Source organism: Roseburia sp. AM23-20 (assembly GCF_003470905.1).
Lineage (GTDB): Bacteria > Bacillota > Clostridia > Lachnospirales > Lachnospiraceae > Roseburia > Roseburia rectibacter.
Genome location: NZ_QRHS01000002.1, coordinates 76,184 through 97,615, shown reverse-complemented (window position 1 = coordinate 97,615; position 21,432 = coordinate 76,184). Strand labels below are relative to the sequence as shown.

21 protein-coding genes and 2 pseudogenes are annotated in these 21,432 nt (G+C 43.2%); 18 read left to right on the top strand and 5 right to left on the bottom strand.

The window, feature by feature from the left end; translation table 11 throughout:
* Positions 1 to 16: 16 nt before the first annotated feature.
* Complete coding sequence (locus DW650_RS03370; RefSeq protein ID WP_022113240.1) at positions 17 to 916, bottom strand: 4Fe-4S binding protein; 900 nt, start codon at positions 914 to 916, stop codon at positions 17 to 19.
* Entirely contained in the window at positions 909 to 1,049 is a 141-nt protein-coding gene (locus tag DW650_RS03365; RefSeq protein ID WP_006859626.1) for a CD1871A family CXXC motif-containing protein, read from the bottom strand. Before DW650_RS03365 ends, DW650_RS03370 begins: the two co-directional genes overlap by 8 nt.
* A 134-nt stretch (positions 1,050 to 1,183) precedes the next feature.
* On the opposite strand from DW650_RS03365, the gene DW650_RS03360 reads away from it, so the two are divergent.
* The 3 genes from DW650_RS03360 to DW650_RS03350 all read left to right on the top strand — a co-directional run bounded on the left by DW650_RS03360 (position 1,184) and on the right by DW650_RS03350 (position 3,283).
* Entirely contained in the window at positions 1,184 to 1,831 is a 648-nt protein-coding gene (locus DW650_RS03360; RefSeq protein WP_015520501.1) for a response regulator transcription factor, read from the top strand.
* Positions 1,828 to 2,976 carry a sensor histidine kinase gene (locus tag DW650_RS03355; protein WP_118209058.1) on the top strand — a complete coding sequence of 383 codons (1,149 nt, stop codon included), beginning with the start codon at positions 1,828 to 1,830 and terminating at the stop codon, positions 2,974 to 2,976. Before DW650_RS03360 ends, DW650_RS03355 begins: the two co-directional genes overlap by 4 nt.
* A gap of 127 nt (positions 2,977 to 3,103) precedes the next feature.
* A complete protein-coding gene (locus tag DW650_RS03350; protein ID WP_147345366.1) occupies positions 3,104 to 3,283 on the top strand; it encodes a hypothetical protein in 180 nt (59 codons plus the stop codon).
* Positions 3,284 to 3,465: 182 nt separating this feature from the next.
* Here the strand turns inward: DW650_RS03350 and DW650_RS20710 are convergent.
* Positions 3,466 to 5,006 (bottom strand): annotated as a pseudogene (locus DW650_RS20710) (IS1634 family transposase); the annotation flags it as partial.
* A gap of 339 nt (positions 5,007 to 5,345) precedes the next feature.
* Here DW650_RS20710 and DW650_RS03335 point away from each other — a divergent pair.
* The 5 genes and pseudogenes from DW650_RS03335 to DW650_RS03315 all read left to right on the top strand — a co-directional run bounded on the left by DW650_RS03335 (position 5,346) and on the right by DW650_RS03315 (position 9,173).
* Positions 5,346 to 6,353, top strand: coding sequence for a DUF5692 family protein (locus DW650_RS03335; RefSeq protein WP_330414575.1), 1,008 nt, complete (start codon positions 5,346 to 5,348; stop codon positions 6,351 to 6,353).
* Between the two features lie 172 nt (positions 6,354 to 6,525).
* Positions 6,526 to 7,188 (top strand): response regulator transcription factor, encoded by a 663-nt coding sequence (locus tag DW650_RS03330; RefSeq protein WP_117918772.1) that lies wholly within the window; start codon positions 6,526 to 6,528, stop codon positions 7,186 to 7,188.
* The gene (locus DW650_RS03325) at positions 7,178 to 8,002 is read left to right on the top strand and encodes a sensor histidine kinase (RefSeq protein WP_117918467.1); all 825 of its coding nucleotides are present in this window, start codon (positions 7,178 to 7,180) and stop codon (positions 8,000 to 8,002) included. Before DW650_RS03330 ends, DW650_RS03325 begins: the two co-directional genes overlap by 11 nt.
* Positions 8,003 to 8,088: 86 nt before the next feature.
* Positions 8,089 to 8,586 (top strand): annotated as a pseudogene (locus DW650_RS03320) (ABC transporter ATP-binding protein); the annotation flags it as partial.
* Between the two features lie 272 nt (positions 8,587 to 8,858).
* Complete coding sequence (locus tag DW650_RS03315) at positions 8,859 to 9,173, top strand: hypothetical protein (protein WP_117510771.1); 315 nt, start codon at positions 8,859 to 8,861, stop codon at positions 9,171 to 9,173.
* A gap of 134 nt (positions 9,174 to 9,307) precedes the next feature.
* On the opposite strand, the gene DW650_RS03310 is transcribed toward DW650_RS03315, so the two are convergent.
* Positions 9,308 to 9,565, bottom strand: coding sequence for a helix-turn-helix domain-containing protein (locus tag DW650_RS03310; RefSeq protein WP_114002301.1), 258 nt, complete (start codon positions 9,563 to 9,565; stop codon positions 9,308 to 9,310).
* Positions 9,566 to 9,778: 213 nt separating this feature from the next.
* Complete coding sequence (locus tag DW650_RS03305; protein WP_004840642.1) at positions 9,779 to 10,015, bottom strand: helix-turn-helix domain-containing protein; 237 nt, start codon at positions 10,013 to 10,015, stop codon at positions 9,779 to 9,781.
* A gap of 118 nt (positions 10,016 to 10,133) precedes the next feature.
* Here DW650_RS03305 and DW650_RS03300 point away from each other — a divergent pair, with 118 nt between their 5' ends.
* From DW650_RS03300 to DW650_RS03255, 10 genes are all read left to right on the top strand, one after another.
* Positions 10,134 to 10,535, top strand: a complete 402-nt coding sequence (locus tag DW650_RS03300; protein ID WP_117510769.1) for a hypothetical protein — start codon at positions 10,134 to 10,136, stop codon at positions 10,533 to 10,535.
* A 59-nt stretch (positions 10,536 to 10,594) separates the two neighbouring features.
* Entirely contained in the window at positions 10,595 to 10,912 is a 318-nt protein-coding gene (locus DW650_RS03295; protein ID WP_117510767.1) for a DUF5720 family protein, read from the top strand.
* Positions 10,913 to 11,023: 111 nt separating this feature from the next.
* Complete coding sequence (locus DW650_RS03290; protein ID WP_117510765.1) at positions 11,024 to 11,932, top strand: ParM/StbA family protein; 909 nt, start codon at positions 11,024 to 11,026, stop codon at positions 11,930 to 11,932.
* Positions 11,929 to 12,204, top strand: a complete 276-nt coding sequence (locus DW650_RS03285; protein ID WP_117510763.1) for a hypothetical protein — start codon at positions 11,929 to 11,931, stop codon at positions 12,202 to 12,204. Before DW650_RS03290 ends, DW650_RS03285 begins: the two co-directional genes overlap by 4 nt.
* A 155-nt stretch (positions 12,205 to 12,359) precedes the next feature.
* Positions 12,360 to 12,920, top strand: coding sequence for a hypothetical protein (locus DW650_RS03280; protein ID WP_117510761.1), 561 nt, complete (start codon positions 12,360 to 12,362; stop codon positions 12,918 to 12,920).
* Positions 12,921 to 12,999: 79 nt separating this feature from the next.
* On the top strand, positions 13,000 to 14,277 hold the full coding sequence (gene dcm / locus DW650_RS03275; RefSeq protein ID WP_117510815.1) for a DNA (cytosine-5-)-methyltransferase: 1,278 nt from the start codon (positions 13,000 to 13,002) through the stop codon (positions 14,275 to 14,277).
* A gap of 6 nt (positions 14,278 to 14,283) precedes the next feature.
* Positions 14,284 to 15,243, top strand: coding sequence for an amidoligase family protein (locus DW650_RS03270; protein ID WP_117510759.1), 960 nt, complete (start codon positions 14,284 to 14,286; stop codon positions 15,241 to 15,243).
* 9 nt (positions 15,244 to 15,252) lie between these two features.
* Positions 15,253 to 15,750: a gamma-glutamylcyclotransferase family protein gene (locus DW650_RS03265; RefSeq protein WP_117510757.1), complete on the top strand. Its 498-nt coding sequence runs from the start codon at positions 15,253 to 15,255 to the stop codon at positions 15,748 to 15,750.
* Between the two features lie 53 nt (positions 15,751 to 15,803).
* Positions 15,804 to 20,192, top strand: coding sequence for a SpaA isopeptide-forming pilin-related protein (locus tag DW650_RS03260; RefSeq protein WP_117510755.1), 4,389 nt, complete (start codon positions 15,804 to 15,806; stop codon positions 20,190 to 20,192).
* On the top strand, positions 20,170 to 20,952 hold the full coding sequence (locus DW650_RS03255) for a class B sortase (protein WP_182397030.1): 783 nt from the start codon (positions 20,170 to 20,172) through the stop codon (positions 20,950 to 20,952). The genes DW650_RS03260 and DW650_RS03255 overlap by 23 nt, the downstream gene beginning before the upstream one ends.
* The last annotated feature ends 480 nt before the right edge of the window (positions 20,953 to 21,432 follow it).

Here is a 21,432-nt window from a genome sequence, read left to right as displayed (position 1 = left end):
ATTGATAGTTACTGGTTTATGACTGCTGGTTACTGTTGTTCTTTTTTTTACATGATTTCCCCATAAACTGGTAGTGGATCGCATCTTTAGGACAGGCTTTTATACAGGCTCCGCATCGTATGCATTCCGGATGATCTGGAGTTTTACACACATCCACATCCATTTTACATGCCTTTTGGCATTGCCCGCATCCGATGCATCTGCTGTTCTCAATTTTAATAGAAAGAAAGCTGACCTTATTAAATAATGAGTAGATTGCTCCTAGAGGACAGATCCATTTACAGAATGGTCTGTAAAACAAAATACTTAACACAATTACTGTGATTAAAATAAGGCATTTAAAAGAAAAAAGTTTTCCCAGTGCAGAACGTATAGCGGCATTTCCAAGTGCGAGAGGGATAGCTCCTTCCAGGACACCCTGAGGACAAATATATTTACAGAAGAAAGGATCTCCCATTCCGATAGAGTTCGTTACCAGCATCGGAAGAAGTATAACAAAAATGATCAGGATGATGTATTTTAAATAGCGCAGCGGTTTGAGCCGGGCTGTAGAAAATTTTTTCCCAGGTATTTTATGAAGTAAATCCTGAAACCATCCAAACGGACACAGAAAACCACATATAAATCTTCCGAGTGTTACACCGAGTAAAATAAAAAATCCGGTTATGTAGTATGAAAATTTAAATCCTGATGAACCAACAACCGCCTGAAAAGCGCCAATTGGGCATGCTCCTGTTGCCGCCGGACAGGAGTAACAATTTAATCCTGGTACACATACGTTTTTTACGCTGCCCTGATATATTTTTCCTTTCCATAAATTAGGAATATGGATATTCGTGAGCAGTGTGGCAGCTGCCTGTATCCATCCGCGTAGTACAGCTATTTTTTTTGATAGAAAATTCTTTTTTTTATCCAATTCCGACACACTCCAGACATAATTTTATTGCTTTACCGAGCACGACAGCTGCTTCTCCTCTGACCGCACCGTAACTTATCATGGTGATACCTGAGATGAGCAGGATCGACTGATAGATTTTTTTGCACTTCAAGATATTTTACTCCTTTCATTTGTTGTATTTATTGACCAGCTGATGTTAGTATTATACAATAGCTGTTGTAAAATTTGTGTTAAGAAGCGGGTGAATGAATTTTGAGATTATTGATAGTTGAAGATGAGAAACAAATGTGTGACATGGTTGCAAAACGGCTGTATGATGCAGGGTACGAGGTGGATACCTGTTATGATGGGGAAGAGGCTTTTGAAAGTGTCCTGACGGAGAATTATGATCTGATCGTTCTGGATCTGAATCTGCCCGGTATGGATGGAATGGAGATCTTAAAGGAACTCAGACAGAGAAATGAGGAGACAAAGGTTCTTATATTATCTGCAAGAGGGCAGATTGCGGATAAGGTTGAAGGACTGGATGCAGGGGCAAATGACTATATGGAAAAACCATTTCATCTGCAGGAACTTGAGGCGCGTATCAGAAGTCTGACAAGAAGAAAATTTGTGCAGAAAGATGTGTGTCTGGAAAGTGGTGGGATAAAGTTCGATACGGTAAGACGTGAGGCATATGCAAAAGGGAAAATGATTTCCCTGACAAGAAAAGAAAATGGCATTTTGGAATATTTACTTCTGAATCCTGGAAGACCGGTAAGTCAGGAGGAATTGATGGAACATGTCTGGGATGCATCCGTGGATAGCTTTAGTGGTGCCATCAGAGTACACATGTCTTCGCTTAGGAAAAAGCTTAAGGCTGAACTTGGATATGATCCGATTTTAAACAAGGTGGGAGAGGGATATAAAATACGGGAGGAGTCTGAACGATGAAAAGAATATCACTGCAGTGGAGGCTTACCTGTATCATTACAGTATATATTGCAGTTATATGTGGATGTCTGACGATGTTTGTCTATAAAAATGGCGTGTATTATATCGATTCCCTGCAGGAGACTGTGGATGCCCAGGGAGAGGATAACGGGGAGGATACGGATGAAATATATATCAGCATTCCAGATGATAAGTGGGATGAGTTTGCCAATGATTTTTCTATCCAGGCATATAATAATAAGGAAGATTACAAAAAAAACAGTCTGCTGATATCAGCCATATTGGCTCTTATTGGCGGGGTAGTTACATATTTTATAAGTGGGCATGCACTCAGACCAATCCGTGAATTTTCTGATAAAATTGAAGAAGTACAGGCGCAAAATCTGGCAGCTTCACGAATAGAAGAAAATAAAGTTAAAGAATTGAACCAGCTTAGCGTTTCGTATAATAAGATGCTTGAACGTCTCTCGGACGCATTTGAGATACAGAGGCAATTTACCGCAAATGCAGCACATGAACTGCGGACGCCATTATCTTTGATGCAGGTACAGCTTGATCTTTATAATTCTACACGGCATCCGGATAATGATGCTGATACATTGCAGACAATAAAGATGGTTACCGAGCAGAATGGAAGACTCAGTAAAATGGTAAAAACGCTCCTTGATATGAGTGAACTCCAGACTGTGGGACGGGATGATGAAATTATGGTTGACGCGCTTGTTGATGAAGTGTTAGCAGATCTGGATCCTCTTGCACAGGAAAAAAACATAAAACTTACTGGAAAATGTAAAAATATAACGATGGTTGGAAGTGACATTCTTATTTACAGGCTGGTATACAATCTTGTTGAGAATGCCATAAAATATAATCATTCGGGCGGACAGGTTACAGTAACTGCATACCGGAAGGAAAAACATGTTTATCTGTCCGTGGAGGATACGGGAAACGGAATCCCTGAGGAACTCAGGGAACGCGTGTTTGAACCATTCTTTCGTGTGGATAAATCCAGAAGCCGGGAACTTGGCGGTGTAGGACTTGGACTTGCGCTTGTCCGTGAAATCGTGAGAGTGCATGATGGCAGTATTGCAGTCAGATCAAATCCGTCTGGAGGAACGGTTTTTGATGTAATATTACCACTGTGATCGATCATAACTTATTAGTTACATCTGGCTGTCTCGTGCCTGGGGTATTTAATTCTTTTCTATTGAATTATGCGGATATCTGGTTGTTTTTGTAGTGTCGAATGTATTGCTGAAAGTTTTGATGCAAATGAAAGAGAAAGTCCTTAATCATGAGGAAATGTTAAATCATTATCTGATACGCGGATTTATGGAACTGGTCATATTCCGCGTGGAAAGGCAGTTTCCGAATGAGATCATGATGGCACTGGAAAAGGTGAATCTTTCCTGCCCGGTTCGTGATTCTGCCAGGGGACTTTTGAGAAACTGATGAAGTAAGATCCATATTTTGCGGAACTCTATATGGCTCAGGATAAAAACCTTGCATTTTGAGAACAGGCGTGTATAATCTCATTTTTGACAGTTGATTAGTTAATAAAGTGCCACAATCCCTGTAAATACAAGGGGTGTGGCACTTTTATCTGCATACACGAAATATAGTAATGTTTTATCTCCGCTTACTTTTTTCTGAATTCCTTTTATTTTCCGTTTTGTTATGAATTGATAGTCCGTTCTGAATCCGCAGGTTTCATGGAGATCGTCAGTGATTTCCTGACGCTCATATACCGGCATGAAGCCCTGTTCTTCTATATCCGTAAATTTTATGTCTTTTAAAGTGTGAAGTAATTGTTCTGTGGTATAAGTCCCTTTCAAGGAGCGGTTTAATAACCGGAAATGTAACAGAGCAAGAAAACAGGTAAGAAAATGAGCCTTAATTCGGTCTTCACGGTTTAAGTAAACGGGTCTGGCTTCAAAGACTGTTTTCATAGTTCTGAAACAGTCTTCAATCTGCCATCTTCCTTCACTGACTTTTAATATATCTGCAACGTTATCATCAAGCAGGTCTGTACATACCGCATAAAGCCCGTCATACATTTCTTCTTCAGTAATCTTATCCGTATCGAGATAATAGTGGATCTTAGCTTTTTCTCCTTCGTTGGTTACAGCTACCTTATTTACAAATCTTGCAGGATCATTTGGATTTTGCGCTGTTTTTTTAGAGAGCCATTTGCAACCATTTTTTCTGCCCGACAGATCTGCTCCGCACGGATGGATTTCTGATAAGCGGCATATTTAGGGGAGTAGGTTATGATCAATCTTTGATCCAGTTTTTTTGTTGTAAATGGTTCGTCTTTATAATAAAGCTGGTTCTTGTCATCATCTGTCAGTTTTGTGAGGTCAACAGGTTTATCATCTGAGAGACGTTTAAAGCCAGTTTTCTTTAAAGCCCATGCCCGGTCTTCAGCAGGCAGCTTTTTGATGGACTGAGTGACAATAAATGCCCTCTGTCCCATGAGATTAAGAACACGGTTATCCTCAGAAGCAAGTCCGGCGTCACTGCAATAGATAAACTTATCACAGCCGAATTGTTGGAGAATCTTTGTTTCTAAAGGTTTTAAGGATTTCTGCTCATTTTGGTTTTCAGGAAAGAGTGAGAAAGCCAAAGGTATTCCGTCACCATCCGTAAAGAGCCCCATTTGAATAATGGGATTCGGACGGTGCTCTTTGCTTTTTCCGTATTTTTTATCTCCATTTTCCTGTTCGATTTCAAAGTAGTAGTTTGTGCAATCATAATAAAGGATCCGATCCATTCTGTCACCGAGAAAAAAGCTATTTTTATAAACTTCTGATTGAATAAAATCCATTTCAGAAGCAAGAACAGAAAGAGCTCGGTACACATCATGAAGTTCATAAGTGGGAGGCTCAAGGAACTGTTTTGCTGCTCGGAAAGAAGAACTTTTGCTGGAAGGTTCCAGGACCCTTGTATAAATTAAATCAGATAAAATCGAATTAAGATCATACTCGAATTTATGTCGGCTTTTGATTTTTCGGCAGACAGAATCGAGCTTAAGTCCATAGTAAATAGACTGAAGAAAAAGATATCCGCCAGAAAAAAGTTTCTGCTTATTATAGTCCATGAGTCTGTTGGAATGAAATGGGATCATGACAGTAGCATCCTCTTTTTCACTTTTATATTTCAGTGTTTCAAGACGATATCACTAAATATTACTATATAATAAAAATAAAAATTTGACAAAAAAATAAGTCTATTTCAAGGCTTTGCGGTACTTTTTTGCATTTCAATGTGTCAAACTCCCGATAAAGGCAGTATCTATCTGAACGTGAGACCTGGAACGCTTACGATCGAGGATGAAAAATAAAACTGGTTATACCACAAGAAATAAATGGCACTTTTTGGTTCAAAAGGACGAAAAAGTGCCATTTTTGCAGAAAAACATAAATTATATTGAAACTTTATAAAATTAATGTTAAAATTATAACAATGTCTGGTATGACCAGATAAAACTAATCTATATAAGGGAGGAATGTATATGTTTACATTTCATGAAGGCCCTTCAGGATTTACCGCAGCGGGAAATGGATTTTCGAATCTTACGGTAATTCTGATCTGGGTAGCAGTATTTGCAGCTTTGGTTCTGCTTAATGAAGTATCAAGAAGATGGAAGTGGAGCGGTTTCTTTTTCTGGTTCATACTTCCGGTCATTGGAACAGTTACATGGTTTACGGTATTAAAAGGTATTGCCTATACCGACTGGTTCCACCTTGCAAAGTATTATTCATCCACCGCAGGCTGTATTTTCTTCTGGTGTTTCCGTTATGTCAAGGGAACAAGAAAAGACGGTACGACCTGGGAACTGAAAAACAACAAGATCTTCATGCTTTTAATTCCGGCAATCCTTGCTATCAATATTTTCGAGGCTTGTTCCCGTGATTTCCAGGTTGCAATGCAGTACTGGGGCAATATCACAGAACTCGCCGATGAGCCGGGCATGTTCGTACTTGGCGGACCATGGAATATTATGAATGGTATCGCAGGTATTTTAAATGCGGTTACGATCGCAGGCTGGTTTGGCGTATGTGTACGTAAAAAGAGTGACAAAGACAGTTCACGCGATATGATCTGGCCGGATATGATGTGGTTCTGGATCGTTGCATACGATTTATGGAACTTTGCTTATACATATAACTGTCTGCCGAGCCACGCATGGTACTGCGGACTTGCATTACTGTTAGCTCCGACAACAGCAGCATTTCTTATCAACAAGGGTGCATGGCTTGAGAACCGTGCCAGAACACTTTCCATCTGGTGCTTCTTCGCGCAGTGCTGGCCGATGTTCCAGGATGAGGTAGTTGTTGTAAACTCTACCTACAATCCGGTAATCTACAACATCGTAAGTGCTTTAGCATTGATCGCTAACGTTGCAGTATTTGTATTTATGATCTACAAATCTGTCCAGAAGAAAAAGAATCCATGGACAAACAGCATCTATGATGACATGGATGGATATAAGAAGATCGCAGAGCAGGCTGAGGCATAAGGACATAATTGCTATGCTGCTGATGCAGGAATGCCTGTGATAATAAAAAATTGAAAAATAAAGAGAAGCCTGTCGCAGCGGATGCGGTAGGCTTTTTCTTTATTTTGTGTTATTATTTTACAGTGGATTTTTTGAAAAGCAGTGACTGGTCAGAATGAGAAAGGGGTTGCAGATGAATTATATTTTACTGGTAGAAGATGATACTATGATCGCATCGGGAATTATATATGCACTGGAAATGGAAGGCTATGAAGTCTGTCATGCTGTGACCGTTGCGGATGCGTGTGGTTTCATCGAAAAAAGATATTTTGATCTTGCAATTTTAGATATGCAGCTGCCGGACGGACTGGGGGCTGATATAGGCAATAAATTAAAAAATACAGATACATCCGTCATTTTTCTGACTGTAGTTGATGATGAAAATACGATTGTCAGGGCTTTTGATGAAGGTGCAGCAGATTATGTCGTAAAGCCTTTCCGGATCAGGGAACTGCTTGCGAGAGTAAGGCGTGTGTTATCGGTTCAGAATAAGCAGACGGGAAAGAATCATATCATTTGCATAGGACAGGTCAAGATCAATACGGATGAGGCAAAAGTTTATGTGGATGACAGGATTGTTGATCTTACTGCGTTAGAATACAGACTGCTTCTTATTTTTGCTAATAATCAGAGAGTCTTATTATCCCGACAGCAGATTTTAGATAAAATCTGGGATATAGATGGTAATTTTGTGGAGGATAATACACTCACTGTTTACGTGAAAAGACTGCGTGAAAAACTCGGGGCGGCATTACAGATCGAGACTGTGAGAGGAATGGGATATCGTGTGGATTAAGAAAAAAGAAGTAGAAAAATTGTCTGAGTTTGTGAAAGGCTATATTTCCGGTGAGAAATTTGATATCCGTGATAACAGAGAGGGTGCATTTCAGATTTTAAAAAATGACATCTATGCTCTGGTTAACAGGAAAAATGAACAGATCAAGGTGATCGAATCGGAAAGAGACATTCTTTCTGACTATATGGCAGATATTTCTCATCAGCTTAAAACACCTATCACTTCCATGATGATCATGGCAGATTTATTAGAAGATGCAGAACCGGAAAAACAGGCGGAATTTATTCATAACATCAGAGTTTCTTTAAACAAGATGGAGTGGCTTGTAGGCGCACTGCTTAAGATGGCAAAGATTGATGCACATGCCATTGAGTTTATAAAAAAAGATATAAAGACATCAGAATTGCTTGAAGCTGTAAATCCTTCGGTTGCGATACTTTTAGATATTAATAATCAGAAACTTATACTGAAAAATGACAGCGTTATCAGTTGTGATAAGCAATGGACGGTGGAGGCACTTACGAATCTTGTAAAAAATGCGATCGAGTATTCTCCGAAAGATAGTGAAATCGAAATAGACAGCGGTGGAAATCCGTTGTATAGCTGGATCTCGGTAAAGGATAGCGGTGCAGGAATGAGTAGAGAGCAGTACGCAGCCCTTTTTAAAAGATTTGAATATTCCACAAATGAAAATGGCTTTGGGATTGGGATGCCGCTTGCGTTATCAATTGTCAAAGGACAGGGCGGAGATATAGATATTGATTTTGGGAACTATGGATGCGGTACGACGTTTATCATAAAATTTTTTAAGTGACAGAATTGTCATAATTGATTTTGGTTTTGTCACGGAACAGTCATTTTACATTGTTAAGATCAGTAGTGAAAAGGGAGGATAATGCGATGGCTGTTTTAGAAGTAAGAGAGCTGACAAAGAAATATGGTCAGGGAGAAGCGGAAGTGACCGCACTTGATCATGTTTCTTTTTCTGTTGAAAGAGGAGAATTTGTTGCGATTGTCGGAGCTTCCGGTTCAGGAAAATCTACCCTTATGAACATGATCGGAGGACTTGATCATCCAACCAGTGGTTCTGTCGTGATCGAGGAAAATGATATTGCTGCAATGAACGAGGATGAACTTGCTATTTTTCGAAGAAGAAATCTGGGAATTATTTATCAGTTTTACAATCTGATTCCTACGCTTACTGCAGAGGAAAATATTATGCTGCCATGGAAACTGGATGGAAGAAAAGAAAATAAAAAACGATTAACAGAAATGATGCAGCTGCTTGGGCTTTTGGAACGGGCAAAACATCTTCCGGGACAGATGTCCGGTGGACAGCAGCAGAGAGTATCAATCGGAAGGGCACTGATCAATGAGCCGGCTTTTATACTGGCGGATGTAAACTGAACCCCATGTGCTTACTGTACATAGCGTATATACAGTAGGATTGCATGACAATATAGGTACATGGTACACAAGTAATGAGAAAAAATGTGTATGCAGTAGGAAGAAAGTATTGATATCTGGTATGAGGAAAGACATCCTTGTAGCAGGTTTTTTATTGTCAATAATAGACAGGTTTACAAGTAATATTTTGTTGGTATGTGTGAATAGCTTTCTGTTGGAGGATAGGGTAGTGTTGTAGTCGAAAAGGAAAGGAGAAATGTAAAATGAGTAAAGAACTTACAACAGAACAGAAGATTATGCAGGCAACACAGTATGGGCTATTGATTTATGCAGGACAACGGAAAATCCATGATGAGGATGAACGATTAAAGTTGGAAAAGATTGCAAACGAAATAGGAGAGTATTGGGGACTGGAAGAACCTGTAGCAGGTTATCCGGAACTTTTTGAGGAAATTACACTCCAGGGGCTTTGCAGATATGCTAGCGAAATGCAATATACGCATGGAGAAACAGAGCGGGAACGAATTAAAGAAGTATTGGATTTGGCGTATGAGATGAAGAAGCATTGGTCTGAATAAAGGCAACCGAATTAGACAGGAATGGAGAAACCTCAAGGATTACTTTAGAACGTTAAGAAAGTGAAAGAACCATGGAATAATTTCAAAAGTTAAAAAGCAAATTAAAGAAAAGCCACAGCCTCATACAATGGAAGCTATGACTTTTCTTCTGTTCCCTCGATGAGATACTCATAGGAAACATTAAAAATTTCAGTAAGCGCTTTTAATTCTACATCTGTGACATAACGCTTATTGGTCTCAATTCTAGTAATCACATTTTTATCCATATCATACCCATTCAGCTGAAGCTGGTAGGCTAAGAGGCGCTGTGACATATTATGCTGGCGGCGGAGTTCAATGAGCCTTTGGCTGATCAGATTTTTCTCCCCGGTGGATGTTTTCGGTTTTGGCATATCTCTAATCCCTCCTGCAAATAGTGTTGACAGGTTTGTCTCACTTTTTGCACTTTTTCTATTGATTTTACACGGGATTAGGAATACAATCGGTTGTAAAAGTGAGACAAAAAATATACCAAAATAGAACGATTGGATTGGTTGGAGAAAAACGGAGAGAATAAGAAAGAGCGATATAACAAGAGAAATTTAAGAAGTGGTTGCTTTTCCGGTTTAGAGAAGCCCGGAAAAGAATGCGTTGATATCGGTGTGGAAGATTTTAGCAAGGGCAACAAGTTCCGATACCTTGATGTTCATACGGTTGGTTTCCAGCTTGGCATAAGTGCTTTTGGACATAGAAATCCCCATCAGGTTTAATTTTGCAATGACCTGATCCTGGGTAAGTTTATTCGCATAACGAATTGTCTGGATATTTTTACCGATATCCATATCTGGTCTGATTTTCTGCATGATAAGGTCCTTTCATTTCTTGAATATTTCGCAATAAAGAAACTTTATATTGATTTTACTGGTTTCACTTTTTATAATGTTTCGTAATAAGGAATTATTTACAAGAAGGGTGATGGGTATGCACCAAAGAGATATGGAGCGGTTTGCTTTCCTGTTTTTATGCGGAAAGCGTGACAGGGCAATCTTGCTGGGAAAGGAAAAAATGACGTTTTCAGATTTGGACAGGCTGACGTATGTTTCTGATTTTCTAGGATTGAAGCTGTATAACTTAGAAATCTGGAATGAATATGCAGGACAGTTCAGTGAACAGTTTCGGCAGTTGGAATTGCTGTATGATGAAACCTGCAGCATTGTGTCCTGGGATCCGACAGAAGCAGATGAGCATTTACATGATAAATGGCTTCAGGAGTTTTGTACTCAGGTAGCGGATCAGGAAATGCGGAAACAGCTGGAACAGATCATCAAACAACAGTATCAGGAAAAAGGGATGGTAGATCCCACGGAGACAGACATCGTGTAGGTGCCTGTCTTTTTTTCGCAGAAAATCAGGAAAGGCTTCGAAGGGAGGTGATAGGAAACGTGAGCATCAGTATTCATGAATTACTGGCAGTAGCCAGGGAATCGGAGGGTGTGAAGGCAGTTCAGGGTGATGACATGCTGTGTGAGAAACGGTTCGCACCAGACACCCGGTATATGGTGGAGTTTTTGCTGCTGGAGCAAAAGGAGCAGTTTGGAGAAAAGGGAGAGTATCATCGTTATTTTTTGACCAAGGAAGCATACCAAGAACTGATTAACCTGCAGAACAAGGGAGTCCTGCGCTTTCAAAGGCAGGCGCTTGTTTTAGAGGGAACACTACATTATCTTCCAGCCCAGGCATTTTTCCGGGACCGGGAGTAGGAAGTTTAACAGGCTGGAAAGAAAAGAACAGCTGCCGGAGCGCTCCGCCGGACGCAAGGACTCTTTCTCCGGAAGTGTTTTACAGAATGACAAAGAAGGGAGTGGTAGGCGATGATTATTGGAATCGACCACGGATATTATGCTATTAAAACAAAGCAGGTGTGTTTCCCGACAGGACTGATGCGGTACACCTATGAACCTTATACCATGCAGAATGTTCTCCAATACGGAGGCGCTTATTATGTGTGTGGGACTGGGCGGCAGACCTTAGTAAAGGACAAGACTGCCAATGACAATTATTATCTTTTGACGCTGGCTGCACTGGCACAGGAGATTCGGAAGCGAAAAGGAGAGAGAACTGCCAAGGTTATTCTTGCAGCCGGGCTTCCTCTTGCTGGGTTTGGAAGGGAAAAACAGAAATTCAAGGAATATCTGTTTCGGAAAGAACAGCCCGTCCGCTTTTTCTACGAAGGGGAACATTATGAAATCCAGATTGAGGATGTGAAACTGTTTCCCCAGGGATATTCTGCCCTGGCACTGTATCCGGAATGCTTAAAAGATGAGCCTTCTGTGCTTCTTGTGGATATCGGAGGATGGACAGTGGACTTGATGCGTCTTGATAACGCTGTTCCCAATGCATCTACCTGCAGAAGTCTGGAACTGGGTGTCATTCGCTGCATGGATGAGATTCTGGAACAGGTGCGCAGAAACACCGGGTTGTCTGTAACAGAGACACAGGTTGAGCGCATCTTACAGGGAAAGCCCGGCAGCATGCCTGCGGAAGTGGTGTCTTTGATTGAGAAACAGGGCAGGATTTATGTTGAAAAAATACTGTCTGCGATTACCGAGGCAGGCTTTGATCTGCGGGCAGTTCCTTCCGTTTTCATGGGAGGCGGTGCTGCTATTTTTCAGCACCGTGTCAGCGAACAGGACCGCTTGTGCCGACCGATTTACCTAACAGACGTCCATGCCAACGCAGCCGGATATGAACGGATTGTGGGGCAGATGAGGACGCTGTGAGCCGCCCGGTTTTTTCCTTCCGCCCAAACCTTAAAAATCCGGAGCATGAAAAAGCGTGGCGAATTCTGATGGATGTTCCGGCAGGACAGAGGAACCAGTATCTGGTGGATGTGATTTTAGAAAAAGAAGAGCGGGAAACCTTGCGGAAACTGATTCAGGAGACTGTTCGGGAAGAACTAAAAAGTGGCGATATGGAACGAATACCAGCACGGGAAAAGGAAGAAATTCCCGGTCAGATGCTGGATTTTTTATTTCAGATGGAGCAGGAGTAAAGGGGGTGAGGCCTATGGACAAAGAAAGTATGGCATTGTTGGATCTGCTTGGGTTTTGCATGCATTTGACATGGATTCTTTAGTGGGTATTGTGAATAGCTTTCTTTCAAATTTTGGAGTATGTTGTGTATAACAAAACGAAAGGAGAAACGCAGATGGCAGAAATGAAGAACATATGCGGAAAGATCCCGGTGGAATTACATGAGAAAGTACGAGCCGAGATCGAAGAGAAGGACACGAGTACACAGATATTCATCCAGCAGGTGATTGAAGAACATTTTAACAGACTGGAAGGCAAAGGAGAAGAGAGCATGGAAAAAAGAACATTAGCAGTACAGGTCACAGAGGATTTATTCCAGAGAGTCAAATGGGCAGTCGCAAAAGAAGGCATCAAACAGAAAGATTTTCTCATCCGCATCATCGAAAAAGCGGTGGAAGAGGTAGAAGCCAAATGGAAAGAACTGGAACAGCCGGAAGAAACCCCAGAAGCAGACAGACTGGAAGAAGCAGAAGGACCTGCAGAAGAGACCAGTGAAGAAGAGATTGCCGAAGAGGGAATCGAAGGGATGGAAGCTGCGGAGGAAGAACCAGACGATGAGAGCTTCGAAGAATTCGCAGAACTGGAAGAGGAAGAACTAGATCCAGAACTTCCCGAAGATGCAGATGAGGAAGATGAACTGTCAGAATCCGAGGAAGAAACCGAAGAGATTGCATAATGCCAAATACATAGAACCTAAAAACCGACAGGCGGTGTGGGAAAGAAACCATGCCGCCTGTCTTTGTCAGCAAAGGAGGTTGATAGCCGCAACCATTCGATTTTTTGATTTATTCAGTGGAATTGGGGGATTCCGGGAAGGGTTAAGACGTGCAGGCGGTTTTACTTGTGTAGGGCACTGTGAGGTGGATGCTTATGCGGATAAGAACTACCGATTGCTGTTCGACACAGAAGGGGAGTGGTTTTGTAATGACGCAAGAACAATCGAAACAGACCGAATGCCAGACTTTGATCTTTTATGTGCAGGATTTCCTTGCCAGGCATTCTCTATCGCCGGAAAGCGGGAAGGATTTGCAGATGCCAGAGGAACTCTGTTCTTCGAGATTGCCAGACTGGTTGCAGACAAGCGACCTGCGTATTTCATCCTTGAAAATGTTCCCGGACTGCTTTCGCATGACAAAGGCAGGACGTTTCACACCATCCTCAGTATGCTATCTGAGCTGGGGTACGGTGTGGAATGGAAAGTGCTTAACAGCAAGGATTTTGGAGTCCCCCAATCCAGAAAGCGGGTGTATCTTGTCGGATATCTTGATCGAAGATGTGCCGGAAAAATATTACCTTTCCCAACAGCAAATGGAACGCCTCTTGTTCAAGTCCAGACGGGCAGACAGGGAGAAAGAGTCTACCATGCAGAAGGGTTAAGCTGTACCCTGACTTCCGGAGCGGGAGGCGTAGGTGGAAAAACCGGATTATATGAGGTTGGTGTTCCTATCAAAGAGAATACTAAGCAGGGTTATAAGATGGCGTATCCAGGAGACAGCATTGACTTAGGATATGCAGGACTGAACACCCGGAGAGGGCGTGTGGGGCATCAGATTGCCCATACCCTGACCACCGGAATCCAGCAGGGGACACTTCATTTTGTGGACCTGTCTCCGCCGCCTCTGGTGACAGAGCATTGCAGATGTCTGAATACCAGACAGTCCGGCATCCATAATCATCAAGGCGAATGTTCCGGTGTCTTAAAAGAGGAAGGTGCCAGAGCAGTGCTGACTCCGGGAAGAGAGGCAACAAGGCAGAATGGTCGGAGGATGAAGGAACCGGAAGAGCCGATGTTCACCATTACTGCCACAGACCGCCATGGAGTTGCTTATCGGGGAAGAATCCGGAAACTGGTGCCAAGGGAATGTCTGAGACTGCAGGGGTTTTATGATTGGCAGATTGATCTCATGGAACAGGACACTTCGGATAGCCAGCTTTATAAGCAGGCTGGGAATGGAGTAACGGTCAACGTAATCGAGGCCATTGGTAAACTTCTTCGTAAGGCAGATGAAGAAATACGTTTGGAAAAGGGGTAATACAGGATGGCAATCGGGATTCAGGACCAGTACTTTGGTACAGAGATTGAGATGACAGGTATTACAAGACAGAGGGCTGCAGAAGCAGTGGCAGAATTGTTTGGAACACGCGCAGTTTATGAAGGTGGATACTATAAAACATGGTCTGTGATGGACCGGGAAGGGAAAAAATGGAAGTTTATGTATGATGGCAGTATCTATACACAACGCAGGGAGCGTGGCCAGATGGTTCATGCCGGAAGTGAATATAGTACGGAGATGGTAAGCCCGAAACTTGAGTATTCTGAGATGGGAAAACTACAGGAAGTAGTCAGGTGTCTCAGACATCACCGGGCAAGAGTGAATGAATCCTGTGGGCAGCACGTTCACGTGGATGCCTCAAATCATACGGCGAGGAGCCTGAAAAATGCCATGACGATTATGTATTCGAAAGAGGATATTCTGTTTAAGGCATTGAAAGTGCAGACTTCCAGAGAAAGCAACTATTGTCAGAAAGTACGCCCTATTGTGTTGGAAAAAATCCGCAGGATGCCAAACAGCACCATTTCCATGGAAAAGCTGAAACAGATATGGTACGGAGGCAGGGATGGAAGTCATGATCATTATGACAGTACCCGATATTATGCCTTAAACCTGCATGCAGTATTTTCGAAGGGAACGCTGGAATGGCGGTGTTTTGAAAGCACCCTCCATGCAGGAAAGGTGCGGGCAAATATCACCCTGGCGCTTGCCATTTCCGCCCAGGCCATCAATCAGAAATGCACCCAGATGCGGAAAACAGAGATTACAGAAAATCCGGCATTTACCTTCCGTACCTTTTTATTGCGGCTGGGGCTCATTGGACCGGAATATAAAAATGTCCGGGAACATCTGCTTACCAATCTGGAAGGGAATCGGGCGTGGAGATATGACCGGAGCCAGTATGAATGTTTGAACAGAAATCATCGGGCAGAGGATGCCCGATAGGAGGTAGAGATGAAAGAAACGTATTATTTTGCTTATGGCAGTAACATGAACTTAGACCAGATGGCATACCGCTGTCCGGCAGCTTCTGTAGTAGAGCCTGTCTATTTGGAAGGGTATCGCCTGACCTTTTGTGGCAGGGGTAAGGGAAGCGGTGTTGCCACCATTCTGCCGGAAGAGGGAAGCCGGGTGGAAGGTGTACTTTGGAAGATTACACCGGAGTGTGAAAAGAGCCTGGACTTTTATGAAGGTTATCCCCATCTTTATGGGAAGGAGCCTGTTCTTGTTCAGGGCAAGGATGGCATGAAAAGGGAAGTCATGGCATATACCATGAATGCTCCGTATAAGGATCAACCAGCGATTCCTTCAGACCTCTATTTTATGGGGATTGTGGAAGGCTGCCATCAAAATGGGATTTCCAGCCGCTCTGTGACCGATGCGTTAAAACGTACAAGACAGGAAGTGGGCAGACAAAAAACCAGTCAAAAGAAAACAGAAGTAAGCAGATAACAAAGCCGCAGGGGAAAGCCTCTGCGGTATTTTTGACGAAAAAGGAGAATGCAATGAAGAGCAGAAATATCAAAACAAGACTTGCAGCCTTCGGGCTCGCATTGCTCATGGGCCTTAGTCCGCTTGGAAATTTGGCGGATGTCCATGCGGCAGAAAGTGAAATTTCACAGAATGCTGTGACAGAAAAAGAAAGTAAGACAGAATCGGAGCATCCGGTGTCGGAAATTTCTGAGCAGACAGTGACTGCAGAGAATATCACCAAAGATGTTTCCGACAAGGAATTTATGGCAGAGACCTGCATGGAAGGGATTCAGTATGATCCAGAAAAAGAGGATGTGACTTTGGAACGTATCGAAGCAGAGGATGGCAGTGCGTATCATCCAGACCAGGCAGGCACGTATATCGCAACGTATTGGGTTGTGCCAAAAGATGAGCGTGACAGCTACTCTATTACCCGTAAGATTATTCTGACCGATACGGAAGGGCAGGCCCATGCAGAAGAAAACGGTGGGCAGAAACAGAAAGAGGATACGAAATCCGAAGAAGATTCGGAGACGCCTGTGCAGGAGTTTCCGGATGTGGAAGTGACCGTATCCGGAGGGGATGCAGATGCACAGGCAGAAGCGAGAGAATTGGAAGAAAAAATTGAGGAAGGGGAAGTGATGATGCTTTCCGGCGCAGACAATACCTTTACTGCAAGGGAAACCGTACATCTGGAAAAAGGAGAGACCATCTACTATCCAAGTTATATTGGAAATTATCTGACCTGTTGGTTTACCGTAAATGGAAAGATTGCTTATTGTTTGGAATCCCATCGTGCGTCACCGCCAAGTGGGGATTATGTGGCACAGGTATTGGATAGCAATAAGAATCTGCAGAAAGTATTGTATTATGGCTATGGCGGTGCAGGAGATATCACGGAAAACTATCTTTCCGGAAAGACAAAGGAAGAGAAGTATGTGTATACCCATATCGCAGCCAGTTATGCCTATGCAGGGGAAGCCGGATTTACAGGTTGTGATTATAATGACCTTGTAAATGCCGGAGTGATTGCATACATTGATTATTTGTTTGCTATGGAGGAGCCGCCGAAAGGGGAGATTTCTCTTTCCGAGACATCGGTAAAAGCAGTCCGTGATGGAAATGTACAGAAAACACCGGATATCACACTGTCCGGAGACCATAGAAACTATATATCCGTGAGTGTTCCAAAAGACATTACAGTTTATAACAAGACTAAGGGAACTTCAGTAGAGAATGGAAGTTTGCAGATTTATGGTGGGGATACCTTTTATCTGACTGCACCGATGCTTTATACCGGAACCTATTCCTCCGGGGAACTGCACGGTTCTGTCGGAGAGACTTGGAGAACTTTGGTGTTATCTACCGGAAACAATAATCAGGATATCGGAGTGTTTGAATCGGAAAAGGCAAATCCGGTCAGCTTTACAGTCGACTGGCTGGAGATGACAAGAATTGAACTTCTCAAACAAGATGCAGATACTAAGAATCCACTGGATGGTGCGGTGTATGGCATTTATACAGACAGTAAGTGTGAACATCTGCTGATGGAAATGCCAGTTACCGGAGAAGATGGAAAGGCCGTCAGTGATTACTTCGAATCCGCTATCAAAACCGTGTATGTGAAGGAAATCAAAGCCCCGGACAAGTATGTGCAGAGCGATGTAATCCATAAGGTGGATGTAAAAGAAGGGAAAACTGTTCTTATCACAGCAGAGGATGACAGAGTAAAAGGGGCTGTCCATATTAAAAAGATTGATAAGGAGACACAAGCCTTTCTTCCACAGGGAGACAGTGCCCTTGCAGGAGCCGTGTATGGTTTGTATGCCAGAGAGGATATTGTACATCCAGACGGAAAAACAGGCGTGTTGTTCAAAAAAGACAGTCTCATTGCTCAGGGTGTGATTAAGGAAGATGGTACTTTGGACTTTTCCGAACTGAATCTGGGAAAGATGTATGTCAAAGAAATCACACCACCGGAAGGTTATACCGTGGATACTACGGAGTATGAGGTGAACCTCACTTATGAAGGACAGGAAGTAGCAGAGGTCACAAGAGACCTGACTGTGCAGGAGCAGGTAAAGAAACAGGCATTCCAGCTTATTAAAATTAGTGAGGATGGAGACCAGACGGAGACTGATCTTGTGGAAGGGGCAGGCTTTAAAGTGTATCTGGTAAGCAACCTTTCCAAAGTAAAGAGTGGGGAATTAAAACCATCCAATGGAAACCAGTTTACTGCAGAGGATTTCCGAGGATATGATTTCAGCAAAGAAGAGGTAGCAGTGACATATGTGGATGGAAAGGCAGTTCCAGTGCCGGAACTCATCACCGATAAAAAGGGGTATGCCATCAGCCCGGAGCTTCCGTACGGTCTTTATGTCGTAGAAGAAAGTACGGTGCCGGAAAACTTAAAAGCAGTGGATCCGTTCCTGGTACGGGTGGACGAGGACAGCAGAGAACCTATGGTATGGAGAATCTTTGATGACCGCCCGTTTGAATTTTTATTGAAGATTGTAAAAAAAGATGCCCAGACGGGAAATCCGGTATTAAAAGCAGGTGCATCTTATAAAATCTTTGATATGGAAAAAGGGGAATATGTAGAGCAGACGGTATATTATCCGAAGAAAGAGACCATCAGTGTTTTCAAGACGAATGAGGAAGGCTATCTGGTAACACCGGAAGAACTGAAATGTTCTACCTATCGGATTGAAGAAGTGAAAGCACCGGAAGGATTTGTAAGACAGGGGTATGAAATGTCCTTGTATGAAGGGGAAACTGTGATTTCTCCATTGGAAGTGACTGGAAAAGGAACTTACAAAGAGAATTCCAAAGAAGGAATTGTGATCACCGTTTCCTCGGATACTGCCCATCAGATCGATCCGGATACCGGAGCAGTCATTGTGGAAGTAGAGCAGCCAAACGATGAACAGGTGGGAAGCCTGACACTAACGAAAACCGGGGAACAGCCAGTAGAGGTGAAGGGAGATTCCCTGCTTGCAAAAGCCAAGAGACTGGCAGGAAAAATCAAAGATGCAGTGATCGGAGAGGATACCGATACAGGGGTGTTCCATGACTTTGTATATGAAGAATCCGGCGTGGAAGGGGCAACCTTTGAGCTGTATGCTAAGGACACCATTTATTCTCCAGATGGAGCAAAAGATGAACAGGGCAATCCGGTCATCCGCTATGAAAAAGATGATCTGGTAGCAACCCTTGTGACAGATACAGAAGGAAAAGCAGTGGTGAACAATCTTCCATTGGGTTCTTATTATCTGAAAGAAACCGTGGCAGGGGATCACTTTGTATTAAACCCGGAACAGAAGGAATTTACCCTGACTGCAAAGGATGATACTCAGGCTGTCGTTTATGAAGGCGTTGCCTATAAAAATGAAAGACAGAAAATTTCCATTTCTGTAGAGAAAAAAGATGCAGTCACAGAAGAGAAGCTGGAAGGCGTTATTTTTGGATTGTACGCAAAAGAAGATGTTCTGTCCCAGCAGGGTGAGGTTCTTGTAGAAAAGGATATGCTACTGGAGAAAAAAGCAACCGATGAGAACGGACAGCTTACTTTTGACAGCGACCTCTACCATGGGAAATATTATGTGAAAGAGGAAGTGAGAAAACCGGGTTATCTTCCAAATGAAGAAATCTGGGAGATCGATGCCTCTTACACAGACCAGAACCTTGCAGAAATCAAGCTGACAAAAGAGGTGAAAAACCAGCCGACTGAGAGTCAGTTTACGAAAACCGATGCTACAACCGGGGAAGAACTGGAAGGAGCCAAGCTGCAGATCATCGATAAAGAGGGCAACATTGTAGAAGAGTGGATCAGTACGAAAGAACCGCACGTGGTATATGGACTGCCAGAGGGAACTTATACGCTCCATGAAGAATTGCCGCCTTATGCAGAGGGGTATGTATCTGCGGAAGATATCGAGTTTGAAGTAAAGGAAGATGGCAGTGTGACCAAGGTGGAGATGAAGGATGCCTATTCCAAAGTGGAAATCTCCAAGACGGATATTACAACAGGCGAAGAACTGAAAGGAGCCAAGCTGCAGATCTTAAATAAAGAGGGTGAGATTCTGGAAGAGTGGGTAACGGACGGGAAACCTCATCTGGTAGAGAAACTTCCAGTAGGGGAAGAGCTGACTCTGCGTGAGATCACCGCACCGGAAGGTTATGAGATCGCAGAGGATGTGAAATTTACACTGGAAGATACCATGGAGATTCAGAACGTGGAGATGAAGGATGCAAGAACACCGGAAACACCGGGTGTACCGCAGACAGGCGATGACCAATGGAAACCAATCCTGCTGTTTGTACTTTTAGGAGTATCAGCGGCCGGACTCATGGCAACCATGATTTATAAGAAGAAACATGGAAAAGCAGAAAAAGCAGATGAAACGAAAAAAGAAGAATAAGCTGTGGATGCTGCAGGCAGTATTGTGTGCTGTCTGTATGCTCAGTGCGGCGCTGCTTTATTATGATTATGTGGCCGTTCCCCGGCAGAATCGGGAACTGGTGGAGGAGTTAAAAACCTGCTTCCCGGAGGATATTCCTCCGGGCGGGGGCTCTCCGGGACAGAAACCAGAACAGGCTGGAAGAGAACCGGAAGTGTCTGCCATTGACCTTCGATCCCTCCAGAGTAAGTATCCGAATGTTCGGGGCTGGCTTACGATCCCGGAGAGTGGCATCGATTATCCGGTACTGCAGAGCAATGTGGAAGATCCAGAGTATTATCTGCGGAGAGATTACCGGGGAAACTACGACATCAATGGAAGTTTATTCCTCCAGGCAGACTGTATTCTGGGAGAATCCGGGAATCTGACCATCTACGGTCACAACATGAACAGCGGTGCAATGTTCGGGAATCTGGATCAGTACGTTTCCTATGATTACTGGAAAGCACATCCCAAGGTGTTTTTTCAGACACAGGAAGGCATGGAAGAATACCAGATAGCGGCAGTCTTGAAAGCCGATGTGTCCATGTTTGACTTTCAGCAGGCATCTTTTCACAGTCCGCAGGGTGCGGAGGCTTATGTAGTGCAGGCGAAAGCGCTGGCGCTGTTTGAAACAGGGGTAGATGGTGCAGGTTGTGAGAAAACGCTGACGCTGGTAACCTGTTCTTATGAGTGGAAGGAAGCCCGGAATATCCTTGTAGCAGTAAAAGTAGGGACTTAAATGGGGAAAGTGTTCAAAGATAGGTACTTTCTTCTACTCTCTGGATATATCCTGCGGTGATCTGGAGCAATCTCCTGCGGGAAGTGTTCAAAACCACCCCAAAAGTGCAGAATGTGAGACGGGATGGAAGTCGGAAAGTGATGCTACGGAACAAAAAGTGTTCAAAGTTAAGGAACGTGCAACAAGTTGTGGCGGCTTGTGTAGTCTTGTAGTGTTGGAAGGGTGTTCAAAAGTGGGTGCTTTTCCAGCCCTTTGGTGGCTTTCTGGAACTGAAGTTGCCGGGAAGTGTTTGAAAGCACCCGAAAAGTGCAGAATGTGAGACAAGGTTGCATGAAAAAGACAGTACTATTATACAAAAAAGTGTTCGAGGATGTAGGATGCACAACGAAATGTGGCGTGATGTAGTGTCAGAAAGTGTTCGAAGACTGGGACTTTTGCAGCTATCTGGATGCATCTTCTATCTATCGGAAGAGTGTTTTC

What these genes read in the sequence shown, in the direction of transcription:
- DW650_RS03300 (WP_117510769.1), top strand. Translation starts at nt 10,134, where the DNA reads ATGCACCAAAGAGATATGGAGCGGTTTGCTTTCCTGTTTTTATGCGGA.
- DW650_RS03270 (WP_117510759.1), top strand. Translation starts at nt 14,284, where the DNA reads ATGGCAATCGGGATTCAGGACCAGTACTTTGGTACAGAGATTGAGATG.
- DW650_RS03330 (WP_117918772.1), top strand. Translation starts at nt 6,526, where the DNA reads ATGAATTATATTTTACTGGTAGAAGATGATACTATGATCGCATCGGGA.
- DW650_RS03255 (WP_182397030.1), top strand. Translation starts at nt 20,170, where the DNA reads ATGAAACGAAAAAAGAAGAATAAGCTGTGGATGCTGCAGGCAGTATTG.
- DW650_RS03315 (WP_117510771.1), top strand. Translation starts at nt 8,859, where the DNA reads ATGAGTAAAGAACTTACAACAGAACAGAAGATTATGCAGGCAACACAG.
- DW650_RS03335 (WP_330414575.1), top strand. Translation starts at nt 5,346, where the DNA reads ATGTTTACATTTCATGAAGGCCCTTCAGGATTTACCGCAGCGGGAAAT.
- DW650_RS03265 (WP_117510757.1), top strand. Translation starts at nt 15,253, where the DNA reads ATGAAAGAAACGTATTATTTTGCTTATGGCAGTAACATGAACTTAGAC.
- DW650_RS03310 (WP_114002301.1), bottom strand. Translation starts at nt 9,565, where the DNA reads ATGCCAAAACCGAAAACATCCACCGGGGAGAAAAATCTGATCAGCCAA.
- DW650_RS03360 (WP_015520501.1), top strand. Translation starts at nt 1,184, where the DNA reads ATGTGTGACATGGTTGCAAAACGGCTGTATGATGCAGGGTACGAGGTG.
- DW650_RS03280 (WP_117510761.1), top strand. Translation starts at nt 12,360, where the DNA reads ATGGCAGAAATGAAGAACATATGCGGAAAGATCCCGGTGGAATTACAT.
- DW650_RS03260 (WP_117510755.1), top strand. Translation starts at nt 15,804, where the DNA reads ATGAAGAGCAGAAATATCAAAACAAGACTTGCAGCCTTCGGGCTCGCA.
- DW650_RS03350 (WP_147345366.1), top strand. Translation starts at nt 3,104, where the DNA reads ATGAAAGAGAAAGTCCTTAATCATGAGGAAATGTTAAATCATTATCTG.
- DW650_RS03355 (WP_118209058.1), top strand. Translation starts at nt 1,828, where the DNA reads ATGAAAAGAATATCACTGCAGTGGAGGCTTACCTGTATCATTACAGTA.
- DW650_RS03290 (WP_117510765.1), top strand. Translation starts at nt 11,024, where the DNA reads ATGATTATTGGAATCGACCACGGATATTATGCTATTAAAACAAAGCAG.
- DW650_RS03305 (WP_004840642.1), bottom strand. Translation starts at nt 10,015, where the DNA reads ATGCAGAAAATCAGACCAGATATGGATATCGGTAAAAATATCCAGACA.